Annotated in this window: 10 protein-coding genes; 2 read left to right on the top strand and 8 right to left on the bottom strand. The window is 26.6% G+C overall.

From position 1 onward, the window contains the following. The first annotated feature begins 49 nt into the window (after positions 1-49). A complete protein-coding gene (locus tag ACH5BF_RS09315; RefSeq protein ID WP_423273970.1) occupies positions 50-2554 on the top strand; it encodes a methyl-accepting chemotaxis protein in 2505 nt (834 codons plus the stop codon). 3 nt (positions 2555-2557) lie between these two features. On the opposite strand, the gene ACH5BF_RS09310 is transcribed toward ACH5BF_RS09315, so the two are convergent. From ACH5BF_RS09310 to ACH5BF_RS09280, 7 genes are all read right to left on the bottom strand, one after another. After that, entirely contained in the window at positions 2558-4153 is a 1596-nt protein-coding gene (locus tag ACH5BF_RS09310; protein ID WP_423273969.1) for a cation:proton antiporter domain-containing protein, read from the bottom strand. Between the two features lie 56 nt (positions 4154-4209). Then, a complete protein-coding gene (locus ACH5BF_RS09305) occupies positions 4210-4542 on the bottom strand; it encodes a YraN family protein (protein WP_423273968.1) in 333 nt (110 codons plus the stop codon). Positions 4543-4548: 6 nt separating this feature from the next. After that, entirely contained in the window at positions 4549-4749 is a 201-nt protein-coding gene (gene thiS / locus ACH5BF_RS09300) for a sulfur carrier protein ThiS (RefSeq protein WP_423273967.1), read from the bottom strand. A 2-nt stretch (positions 4750-4751) separates the two neighbouring features. Next, a complete protein-coding gene (locus tag ACH5BF_RS09295) occupies positions 4752-5417 on the bottom strand; it encodes a response regulator transcription factor (RefSeq protein WP_423273965.1) in 666 nt (221 codons plus the stop codon). Continuing rightward, a complete protein-coding gene (locus tag ACH5BF_RS09290; RefSeq protein WP_423273963.1) occupies positions 5414-7321 on the bottom strand; it encodes an FIST N-terminal domain-containing protein in 1908 nt (635 codons plus the stop codon). The genes ACH5BF_RS09295 and ACH5BF_RS09290 overlap by 4 nt, the downstream gene beginning before the upstream one ends. 103 nt (positions 7322-7424) lie before the next feature. Next, positions 7425-8432 carry an SAM-dependent methyltransferase gene (locus ACH5BF_RS09285; protein ID WP_423273962.1) on the bottom strand — a complete coding sequence of 336 codons (1008 nt, stop codon included), beginning with the start codon at positions 8430-8432 and terminating at the stop codon, positions 7425-7427. A gap of 63 nt (positions 8433-8495) precedes the next feature. Further along, the gene (locus ACH5BF_RS09280) at positions 8496-9224 is read right to left on the bottom strand and encodes an OmpA family protein (protein ID WP_423273960.1); all 729 of its coding nucleotides are present in this window, start codon (positions 9222-9224) and stop codon (positions 8496-8498) included. 127 nt (positions 9225-9351) lie between these two features. Here ACH5BF_RS09280 and pyk point away from each other — a divergent pair, with 127 nt between their 5' ends. Further along, positions 9352-10791, top strand: a complete 1440-nt coding sequence (gene pyk / locus ACH5BF_RS09275; RefSeq protein ID WP_423273958.1) for a pyruvate kinase — start codon at positions 9352-9354, stop codon at positions 10789-10791. 22 nt (positions 10792-10813) lie between these two features. On the opposite strand, the gene ACH5BF_RS09270 is transcribed toward pyk, so the two are convergent. Beyond that, positions 10814-12769 (bottom strand): sensor histidine kinase, encoded by a 1956-nt coding sequence (locus tag ACH5BF_RS09270; protein ID WP_423273956.1) that lies wholly within the window; start codon positions 12767-12769, stop codon positions 10814-10816. Between the last annotated feature and the right edge of the window lie 9 nt (positions 12770-12778).

Genomic DNA, 12778 nt, shown 5'->3' with positions numbered 1-12778 from the left:
CTTTTGTGATAGAATATGTAGATAAAATACTGCATTAAAAGGAGAACAAATGTTTAGCAACATGTCTATTAAAATAAAACTTACTTTAGTTACGGTTATAGGCTTACTTATATTAGGTGTTTTTATTACATTATTAGCAGTAAATAAATCTACAGAAGCCTTACTTGAAGCAGAATATAATAAATTAAGATCAATAGAAACTACAAAGGCAAGTGAAGTTAATAACTATTTTGATTCACTTAAATCTTTACTAGTTTCACTAGCAAATACAAAATCTACACAAGAAGCATTTCTTGATTTTGAAGATGGATTCTATAAATTAAGTAGTGAAATTGATATTGATATATCAATGGTAAAGGAGTCTTTAAAAAGAGATTTTAATAAAAACTATTTAGATAGTGTTAACTATGAAGTTCCAAATTCTCAAAGCAGAAAAGATATATCTTCTTATTTACCTTCTATAAATGATGCTTTAATTGCTCAATATATTTTTATTACAAATAATAAAGAAAAGCTTGGTGAAAAAAATGGTCTTGTATATGATGCATCTTTTGAATCTTCATATATGAAGGCTCATAAGAAATATCATTTAACATTTGATAAGTATTTAAATGAATTCTCTTTATATGATATTTTTATGGTTGATTTACAAGGAAATTTAATCTATACAGACTTTAAAGAAAAAGATTTTGCAACAAATCTAAAATCAGGTGTTTACTCAAATACTGGAATTGCAAAAGCTTATAAAAAAGCATTAGGTTTATCAAAGGGACAATTAGCTTTTGATGATTTTGCTCCTTATGAACCAAGTTATAACTCAGCAGCTTCTTTTATTGCAACACCAATATATATTGAAAATGAGAAAAAAGGTGTTTTAATTTTCCAAATGCCAGTTGATAAAATAAATGATATTATGAACTTTGATAATAAGTTTAAAAAAGCTGGATTAGGTGAAAGTGGTGAAGTATATCTAGTTGGTAGTGATTATAAAATGAGAAATAACTCAAGGTTTGTTAAAGATATAAAAGATGAGGTAGTACAGAGCTTAGGAAGTACTATTGGTGTATGGGAAGTAAAAACAGCTTCTGTTCAAAGTGCCTTATCAAATAATGATTATAGAGATATAGTTACAGATTATAGAGGAATAGATGTATTAAGTATCTCTTCAACAATAAATATTTTTGATACAGTAAAATGGGCAATTGTTGCTGAAATTGATGAAGAAGAGGCTTTATCTCCTGCATATGAACTAAGAAATATTATTTCAATTTTATCTTTAGTTATTATTATAATTGTTGCTTTAGTTACACTATATTTCTTTAATAGTCTAGTATTAAAACCTTTACAAGGTTTCCAATCATCTTTACTTAATTTCTTCAACTATGTAAATAAAAAAACAGACAAAATTGAACTTTTAAAAATTAGTTCAAATGATGAAATAGGTTCAATGGCTCAAGCAGTAAATGAAAATATTGAATTAACTAAGAAAAGTATAGAAGAAGAAAAGAGTTTAATAAATGATGCAAGTAGAGTAATTAATAGTGTAAATTCTGGTGATTTATCACAAAGAATTAATCTAAGTTCATCAAATAAAGGTTTAAATGATTTAAAAGAGTTAATTAATACAATGCTTATAAACCTTGATGGAAACATAAATAATATCCTTGCAGTTTTAAATGAGTATACAAACTATAACTATTTACACCAAGTTGATAAAAAAGATTTAAAAGGAGAGTTATCTAAACTAATTGATGGAATTAATAATTTAGGTGACTCAATAACAGAAATGTTAGTTGATAATAAGAAAAACGGACTAATTTTACAAAATGGTTCAGAAAAACTTCTAGGAAATGTTGAGTCTTTAAATACAAGCTCAAATGAAGCCGCAGCATCTTTAGAAGAAACAGCTGCAGCATTAGAAGAGATTACTAGTTTAGTTGCTACAAATACTCAAAAAATAAATGAAATGAGCAGTAAAACAAATCAACTTACAAAATCAGTAAGTGATGGTGAGAACTTAGCTTCAAGTACTACAACAGCAATGGAAGAGATAAATGAACAAGTACAATCAATTAGTGAGGCTATTTTAGTAATTGATCAAATTGCTTTTCAAACGAATATTCTTTCTTTAAACGCAGCAGTTGAAGCAGCAACAGCAGGTGAAGCAGGAAAAGGGTTTGCCGTAGTTGCTCAAGAAGTTAGAAACCTAGCAAGTAGAAGTGCTGAAGCTGCTAATGAGATAAAATCAATTGTTGAAAATGCAACATCTAAAGCAAATGAAGGAAAACAAATTTCAGAAAATATGATTAAGGGATATTCAGATTTAAATGAGAGTATTACTGAAACTATTGAACTTATAAAAGATGTGGCTTCTGCTTCAAGTGAACAACAAACTGGAGTTGAACAAATCAATGATGCAATCAATATGTTAGATAGACAAACACAACAAAATGCTTCTGTTGCAACAGAAACAAAAACAATTGCTGAGCAAACTAATCAAATAGCATTAAGAGTCGTAGAAGATACAAATAGTAAAGAGTTTAAAGGCAAATAAGCCTTATAAACTCTTTTTTACTAATAATGATGCAATTTTATTATGAGCATGAACAAAGTTAGATATATTTAAATCTTCAAACTCATTTTTCTCATTAAAGCTATTAATTTTAATAACTATATTTGCATCACTTTTATATTTAAGAATTGAATCACAAATTAATCTTTTTTTTACTACATTATCTAAAGTAATAATAATACTTGAAGCTTCATCTGCTTTTAGAGATTCTAAAACAGGAACTTTTTCTAAGTGTCCAAAATATGCCATATGACCATTTTCTCTAGCACTTAGTACGTGTCTTAAGTTATCTGAGATTATTACAAATGGAATGTCTCTATCTTTTAATTTACTTGCAACTCTTCTTCCTAGATTTGAGTAACCACAAACAATAGTATGGTTCTTTTTATTAATTGGTGTAATTTTATCTGATTCAAAATATTCAACAGCAAAAAATGAAGCTATTTTATAGATATTGTTTACGATAAATGGTGTTATAACCATTGATAAAACAGTAACTAAGATTAGAAATTTACTTAGATTCTCATCAAGAATACCATTTGATGAAGCTAGTGCAAAAACAGCAAATGAAAACTCACCTATTTGACATAAAGCAAGAGCTGCTTTTACTGAATCATTTTTATTGGATTTTCTTCTAATTAAGAAATAAATTACTAATGCTTTTAAAAGAAGAATTCCTGCAAAAATTAAAATTATATATACTATATTTTCAAAAAGATATAGTAAATCTATTTTTGTTCCAACAGTAAAGAAAAATGTACCTAAAAGTAAGTCTTTATATGAAGCAATATCAGACTCAACTTTTATATGATATTTTGTTTCAGCTATAATCATACCTGCAATAAATGCACCTAATGAATATGTAAATCCTAACTCGTGGGCTAAAATAGACGCTCCAAATACTATTGATAAAACTGAGCCAATAAATAGCTCTTCAAGTCTTGCTTTTGTTGAGAATTGAAGTAGCCAATTTACAATTTTTTTACCTATTGTAAACATAAAAACTATAATAGCAATTGCTGCAAAAGTTGTTTTTATAATAATATCTTGTAACTCTAAAGTATCATTTGATAAAAAACTTATTAGTAAAAGTATAGGAATTACAGCTAAATCTTGAAATATGAGAATTGCTGTTGATTTCTCTCCATATGGCGTATAGATGTCTTTTGATTGTTTTAGATATGTTAAAACAATAGCTGTTGATGATAAAGAAAAAGCTAATGAAACGATAATTGCTGAGACTGTATCTATAGAGAATACAAGTTTTGCAATTGAAAAAATAAGTAAGGCACTAACTGCAACTTGAAAAAAACCATTCACAAATAAAAGTTCTTTGATTTTTTTTAGTTTATTAACTGACATCTCTAAACCAATAGTAAACATTAAAAATACTATACCAAATTCTGCAATTAGATTTAGTGCATCTAAATTATGGTTTTTACTTAAGTTAAAAATTGATGTTATTATAATCCCTGTGATTATATAGCCAATAATATGAGAAATTTCATATTTTTTTAAAATGATATTTAAAATTGATGAAATAGCCAGTGATAAAAATAGTATAAATAGTATTGATTCCATGTATATATTTTATCCTAAAGTATATTTTTTTTACAAGATAAAACTGTTTACTTTTTTTACAAAGTAATATTTTCTAAATGCTCAATCTCTTCGTCACATACAATTATTGCATCAATACAAAATGTTGGATTTATATTTTTTGTTTGGATATAGTAGTTTATACTTCTTTTTAGTTTTGAGAGTTTATTTTTATGTATATTGTTTATTGCAGTTTCATAATCAGGTGCAGATTTAACTTCACAGAAGTGATAGATATTATCTTTCTTACAAATAATATCTATTTCTCCTAGTTTTTTAGCATAGAAGTTTTGCTCTATAATACAAAAGCCCTTTTCTTCTAAAAAAGAAATAGCTTTTTTTTCTGCAAAATCTCCTTTTTGCCTACTCATGAAAAATCAACCACCACCAACAAATTGTAGTAATTCGATTTTATCATTCTCTTTTGGAGTACAAGTATTCCAATTGTCTTTTTTTACAATCTCCATATTTACAGCTGCTGCCATAACTTTATCTTCGATTTTTAATGATGTAATAATATCTTGAAGTGTTGAATTCTCATCAAAATCTTTTGTTTCACCGTTAATAATTAAAGTCATATTTAAACCTTCTCTTTTTCATATTCAATCATATATCCAACGCCTCTAACATTAGTAATAAAGTCCTCTTTTAAAGCTTTTTTTACTCTATTAACTTCTGCTCTGATAGTTGCATTATCAATTTCATCATTCCATACAAACTCTCTAAACATATCATAGTTGACAACAGAGTTTTTAAACTTTGTTAGAAGTTGAATAATTTGTATTTGTCTTTTTGTAAGACTTTGAACTTCGTTATTATACAAAAGAGTTAAAGTATTTGGGTTAAAACTATAAGAATCTGATAGTTTTTTATCCTTTTGTGGTAACATTTTTGATTGAGCAATCTTATCAATTCTTAATGAAAGCTCTTTTAAGTGGAAAGGTTTTTTTAAATAATCATAACAACCAAGTTCAAAAGCTCTTGAGATATCTTCAATATCAATTAAAGCAGAAATATAAATAGTTGGAACAACTTTATTTTTTTTATGTAAAAACTCTAAAATCTCAAAACCATTAATATCTGGAACATTAATATCTAAAATAAGTAGATCAAACTCTTCTAATTCTAATATTCTAAGACAATTATTTCCATCTCTTGCAGTTCTTACTTCAAATTTTCTTGATTGTAAAAACTCAGTAATTGCTCTGTTTAGCATCACATCATCTTCTAATAATAAAATTCTCATATAATTTCTCTTTCTTTAAATAGGTATCTAAATGAAGTAAAGTATTCATTTGAATCTATTTTAATTTCTATATTTTCTTCATCACAAATTCTTTTGACTAAACTTAGTCCTAATCCAAATCCTTTTTTAGTTGAAGTCTCTCTATAATACTCTTTAAAGATATTTTCAGGGTATTGTATATATTGAGAACAACTTGAAATAGTTAAAGCATAGTTTCTATTCTCTTTTTTTAATGTAATATATATATCAGAGTTTTCTTCTGTATATTTTATTGCATTTGTTAGATTGTTATCAACTATTCTTTGAAGTTTTGTTTCATTAAATTCAAAAACTATTGAATTTTTTTCACTAAAAAACTTGATTTCAGAGCCAATTTGATTTGCCGATTGACTAAAGAAATCAATTCTTGACCGAATAAAATCAACTATATCAATTTTCTTTTTAGGATATAAAACCTGATCTTTTTTTACAAGATAACTTAAATCATCATAGATATTGAAGATGTTTTTTAAGGCAACTTCAATAGTAGATAAATAGTTGTTTTTTCCATACTGCATCTCAAAAAGTTCAATATTACTCATTATTACTGATAATGGAGTATTTGTTTCATGCACAGCATGTCTTAAAAATATTTTTTGTGAAGTTAAAAGCATTTGTGAATTAAACTTTTCAACTTCAAGCTTTTTTGATTGTTCATCATAATCTTTTGAAGACTCTTCTATTAAGTGAGTTAAAGTCTTGATATTTCTTGTATAAAAATCATCTTGTTTATTTTCATCTTTTTTATTATGTAAATCTTTTTTATTTTCATTTGTAGATTCACTAAGTGAAATAACTGTAAAAGTTTGATTTAAAAGTTGTGCTTCCCCATCTTTATAAAAAAACTCTCCATTGGCAAAAAAACCACTTGTATTAGCAATATCAGAGTATGCTTCACTCTCTTGGAAAATAAGATTAGGCATGTATCTTCTTCTTGCTAAACAAGAGTATATAAAAAAACTCTCACTGTTTAAAAACTTTTTTTTGTTTGTAATAATTGGCTTTTTTAGAATAACTTCAGCATTACCAAAACCAAATTTTATTTTATCTTTGTTTTTAAAATTTCCAGTGTATTGAAAACTTCCATCTTCATTTATTTTAACTAAGGCTCTTGCATGAAAACTCTTATTTTTCTTTAGTAGTATTGGAAATGTAGTTGCACTCTCAGGAAGTGATTCTAAAATCTCATCTCCTAAATATCTTTTATAAAACTTACATACTTTTAGATTGTTTATTTCATAGATTTTATTATCAACAGCTTTAGTAATTTCATGTTCAATTCCAATACTAGACCAGTTAAATCTAAAATCATTTTTTACTTCTAAGATATCAGAGTTTAAAGATACCCCAACAGCAGAGTTTTGAAGAATCTTATTCTTATGAGAAATATAAGTATTTTTATATTTACCATTATCAGCAGCCATTCCTCCACAAACGATTACATTTTTTGTAATACTATTTACACCTTTTAAAAACTCTTCTGCATTCATATTTAAAGAGTTTGTAAAAAGTATTAGAAGTTTACTATTTGGAGTAAAAATATTTTTTGCTAATTGAACACCTTTTTCATATGAGTCTTCTTCTTCACTAAAACTAGATTTTATTGATGTGTGTTCAAATACAGAAATAGAAACTACTGTAGATTTTGTTACAACTTCTTTTTCAAAAATCTCTCCATCTGAAGTTGTTCCTATACAAACAGCATTTGGAAGTTCTTCTTTTATATAATCTAAAAGCTCTTGAAAGAGCTTTTTATCTTGCCCACAAAAAATTTGGACTAAAATATTTTTATGATTTTGGAAAGTTTTTAAGTTAATCTCTTCTTTGGAAAAACTCTTATCTAGTTTAAAGTTGTAGGTTTTCATACGAAATTATAACAAATTATAATTTACAAGATTTAAAATATGTGAAAAAAAGTATCAACGAATAAAAATTGTAACTAATTGACATAATAAAATAGAATATAATCTATTTTATTATATTTAATGTCTTAAATCTATCACCCATTCCTGTTGGTTCTAGTAACATTTTTACTTTTTGTGTTTCTCTTAGATAAGTGTTTTCATCAACATTTATCTTAAGTATTTCAAGTAAATCTAATATACCAAAATCAACTAGTGATTTAAGTTGAGTGCTAAACTTTGCACTTTTTACATTTTGTTCTTCAAAAAGCTCTTTTAGATAGTTAAAATGTACATCATAAGTGATGTCACTTTTTTTAAATAATTTTTTTAAGTCTATTTCCTCATCAAAAATAGGATAGACATTATGCTTTTTATAGACTCTTGCAGAAAAATCATTTCTTGGATATCTGTCTCCATAATCAAATGTTACGAATTCAAAAGAGTTTATATTGTTACATAATATTTTTACAAACTCTTCATAGTCTAAACAAACTTCACCTTTTTCAATACTATATTTTTTACAGTGCTCAATTAGTTTTGTATCTTCACAATCTTTGAATTCAATTTTATGTTCATTTACATAAGCATTTTGTAAAACACCATCTTTATTTGTATATACTAAATCACAGGCAAAAGCATCAAAAATCTCATTTGCAACTATAAATGCATTATCAAGTTTTACTTCACTTATATCATTGTAATGTTTTAGATTTATTTTATCTCCAAATGATTCTTCTATATAGTTTTTTTGTTGTATTTGAAGATTCTCAAATCTTTCAACTATAGCAAAGTTTAAACTATCTAAAAGTTCAGGTTTTAAAGTATAAATAAACTGAATTATATCTGCAAGCAAGTATCCATGGTGAGCACCTATTTCAAGTAAGGTTGTATTTTTAGGAACTACATTTTTCTCAATTGAATCAATTAATTTTTTTGCAATAGAACCACCAAAAAAACAGCTTGTAGAAACAGATGTGAAAAAGTCACCTTCTTTTCCTATCTCTTTATAGTTTGAGTAATAGCCATCATTTCCATATAGCCAATCATTAAAATAATCATTAAATCTTATCATGGAGCAATTGTATCTAAAAGTTTATTTGAAGAAGAAATTATTGTAAATAGAAGAGAAAATCTTCTATCTACAAGTATCAATTACAGCATTTGCATTTGCATAAAGATAAACTTCAACTCTTCTATTTAATGCCATATTTGTTTCATTTGTATTTGGTGCTACTGGTTTATCATAAGAACAACCTTTTGAGAAAATCTGATTTTTTATACCAGAACTATAAATAGTATTTCCTACATTTGAAGCTCTTTTTTCAGAAAGTGTTTTGTTGTATTCATAACTTCCTCTACTATCAGTATGTCCTACAACTTGAACAATTGTATTAGGGTATTTTTGTAAAACACTATTAACTTTTGCTATTTTATAATTTGCACTTGATGTTGGGGTTGCTGAGTTTGTAGCAAACATCATATCATCTCTAAACATGATTTTAACATAGCTATCTGTATGAGATACAATTAAATCTTGGCTAGGGTCTAAAACAGCATTTGGGTCATTATTTACTGTTGTATTTAAACTATCTGCAACTTCTTTTGCTTGTTGATCCATTCTATAGCCAATATATCCACCAATTGCTGCACCTGCTAAAGCACCAATTGTTTTGTTTCTGCTTTTACTTCCACCACCAACATTATTTCCTAAAGCAATACCTGCTATTGCACCAATTGTTGTACCTATGATTGCTCTTTGATTATTGTCAATTGTTTGGTTTCCTGTTGAACCTGATGTACATCCAGAAAGTAATGCAACAGCAGCAATAGATGATACAAAAGTTTTTAAGTTAAAATATTTCATGATAAAACCTTTTATTTTTTAGTCTATCTTATTTTAACATAAGTAGTGTGAAATAATTGTGTTAAAAATAGTAATTAATATGTAATATATTTGTGCTATAATATCCAGATGAAAAAAAGGAGAAACTGTGGAAAAAAGAACAAAAATTTTGGCAACATTAGGGCCATCAAGCCATAGTATTGAAGTGATTGAAGGATTAATCAAAGCAGGTGCAAATATGTTTAGATTAAACTTCTCTCATGGAAGTCATGAGTATCATAAAGAAACGATTGATAATATTAGAACTGCAATGAAAAACTTAAATAAAACTGTTGGTATTTTACAAGATATCTCAGGTCCAAAAGTTAGAATTGGAGATTTAAAAGAACCTTTTGAACTACATAGAGATGATGTTATTACATTTTTAAAAGAAGAGATTATTGGTTATAAAGAAGCTGATAAAAAATATGTAGTATCTATTAATTACCCAGATATATTAGAAAAAGTAAAAGTTGATGAATATATTTATTTATATGATGGAACTATTAGAGCAAAAGTAATTCAAACAGGAGAAGAGGTAAAAGCTAAGATTGAGAATCATGGTATTTTATCTTCTAGAAAAGGTGTAAACTTCCCTAATACTGTAATTGATATTGATGTAATTACTAAAAAAGATGAAGAAGATATTGCATGGGGTGTTGAAAACCAAGTTGATTACTTTGCTATTTCTTTTGTACAAAATGCAAAAGACATGAAAAGAGCTAGAAGACTTTTAGATGGTTATAAAGGTAAATTAATAGCAAAAATTGAGAAATTTGATGCAGTTGAAAATATAGATGAAATTATTGAAGAATCAGATGGATTAATGGTTGCAAGAGGGGACTTAGGAATTGAAGTACCATATTATGATGTACCAACTATTCAAAAAATGCTTATTAAAAAAGCTAATAGTGTTGGTATGCCTGTAATTACAGCAACACAAATGCTTTTATCAATGACTCATAATGAAAGAGCTACTAGAGCAGAAATCTCTGATGTTGCAAATGCAGTATTAGATGGAACTGATGTTGTAATGCTAAGTGAAGAGAGTGCTGTTGGTGAAGATCCAATAAATGTTGTTGAAACAATGACTAATATTATTGCAAAGACAGAAGATATTTATAATTTTGACAAGCAAGATAAACTTGATTACTTAGATCACTTTGATGTAATTCAAGCAACGGTAACAAAGTTGGCAGATGATTTAGGCGCAAGAGGTATTTTAGCTCTAACAAGTTCAGGGAAATCTGCTGTAAAAATGTCAAGATATAGACCTAGAACGCCAATTTATGCCTTTACACATAAAAAGAAGATATTATCATCTTTAACAGCAATTTGGGGTGTAAAACCAATTGGTACAATTAAAGAAGCACAAGCTTCAAAAATGTTCCAAAAAATGCTTAAAGAACTTGATGCTAAAGGTTTCTTAGATAAAACAGAGACTTATGTAGCAACTGTTGGTTATCCAGTTGGAATGCCAGGAAGTACAAATACTATTAAGATTCTAACTCCATCAGAGATTGAATATTATTTAAACTTTAAGAAGTAGAGTAAAAAGAGCTTTGCTCTTTTTACTCATCTATAACTATTTGAATTAAAGCTGCTTTATAATCTTTTCCATCACACTCTAAGTTAGTATTCATAGCTTGGATTTTACCTTTCATATGTCCTACAATAATTGTTCTAGTCATATATAATCCAATACCTGTACCTTGTGATTGAAATTTTGTAGTAAAATAAGGCTCAAATATTTTATCAATAATACTCTCACTTATTCCCCCACCATTATCATAAACTTCAATATATATTTTTTCTTCTTTTTTATAAGCTTTGATTTTTATAATTTTACAAGCTAACTCTTTTTCAAGAAGGGCATCTTTGGAGTTATTTAAAATATTTAAAATAGCTTGTGTTAGTTCATTTTCAAGTGTATAAAGTTCTATGTTTTCATCTATATCAAGTTTGATTTTTATATCTTTATTCTTCAAACTTGCAGACATTAAGTTTATTACTTTTTCTATTATGTTTTTTAATATAAAATTTGTTTTTGTTTTATCTTTTTTAAAGAAGTTTCTAAAATCTTCAATTGTATCTGATAAATGTTTTGTGTTTGAAACAATTAAATCAAGATTTTTGTACATCTTATCTTTTGTCATTAGATTTAATTCATCTTCTAGTTTTATGCCTGAAGCAATAGTGCTTATAGTAGATAAAGGCTGTCTCCATTGATGGGCAATATTCCCAATCATCTCACCCATAGAAGCTAATCTTGATTGTTGATTTAATAGTTCATCTGTTTTTCTTATTTTTAAAACTTGCTCTTTAACTTTAGTTTCTAAAGACTCATTTAAACTTTTTAGTTCTTCATTGTTCTTTTTTAGCTCTTTTTCATATCTTCTAAATTGCGAGTCAATTCTTTTTGCAATAAAAACTAAAATGACAATTAGAAGTAAACTAATAATTGTTGAGATGACAATGATTTTGTTTTTTGCATCTTCTACTTCTTTTTCTAAATCAGCTTTTTTCTTTAAAAATTGTTCTTCTATTTTTGTAGTATATTGTCCTGTTCCAATTACCCAGTTGAATTTAGGAACTTTTTTAACAAAAGATATTTTTTTAGAAAGTTCTTTTGAGACATTATGACTTGTTGGAGTATATCCTAAAAATGAACCGCCTTCAACAGAACCTTTTTCTAATATATTTTTAACAACATTTTGTTCTATACTAGATAATGTTTCTAATTTTTTACCAACAAAAGATTTATTTATATGAGATAATGTAGTTCCTTTTTCGTTCATTACGAATAGATACTCGTTTTTGTCATATTTTATAGTGTCAATAATTCTTAATATTTGATGTTCAATTTTTTTATCAATATCTTCAACATATCTTGCTGTTCCAATATAAATTCCAAGAGGTTCAAAGAGTTTTACATAACCAAGTTTTTTAGATATTTTATTTGTATGTGGTTTATCCCAATACCAAGTTGTAAAACCTTCTTTTTTTTCTTTTACTATTTTATTAAACTCTTGTATAAAATATTTTCCTTCTTTATCCTGTAAATCAGATAGAGTTAATCCCACATGAGAAGGAGTTTGAGGCTGCATTATTACTTTATCATTTAAATCTATAATAAAGTAGTATCCACTTGCATTTGAATAGAATCGTTGAGGATCTAAGCTTTTTACTACTTTTTCTAAAATCTCTTCTTTAGTTAAAGACTCATTTTGTAAATAGATTTGTTTAATAGTTTTATATCCAATATTAACGATATTTTTTATATTGTTTTTTTCTTCAAGAGTTTGTAGTTTTGATTGTGTTTCGATTAATTTTATAGTTCTATTAACTCTATTTTTAATTCTTTCTTTTATTTCTTCAATATGTCTTTTTTGAGTATGTTCTATCTCCTCTTGAAACTCTTTATTTTCATAAGAGATAAATTCATAAGTTAAAATGGTAGAAGTTAATAAAACAGCAATGATAGGAAGTATTATGATCCAATAAGTGATATTGTTTATTTTTCTCATAAACTTCCT

The organism is Arcobacter pernae, from assembly GCF_049472135.1.
Lineage (GTDB): Bacteria > Campylobacterota > Campylobacteria > Campylobacterales > Arcobacteraceae > Arcobacter_B.
This window is presented reverse-complemented; position numbering and strand designations above follow the sequence as displayed.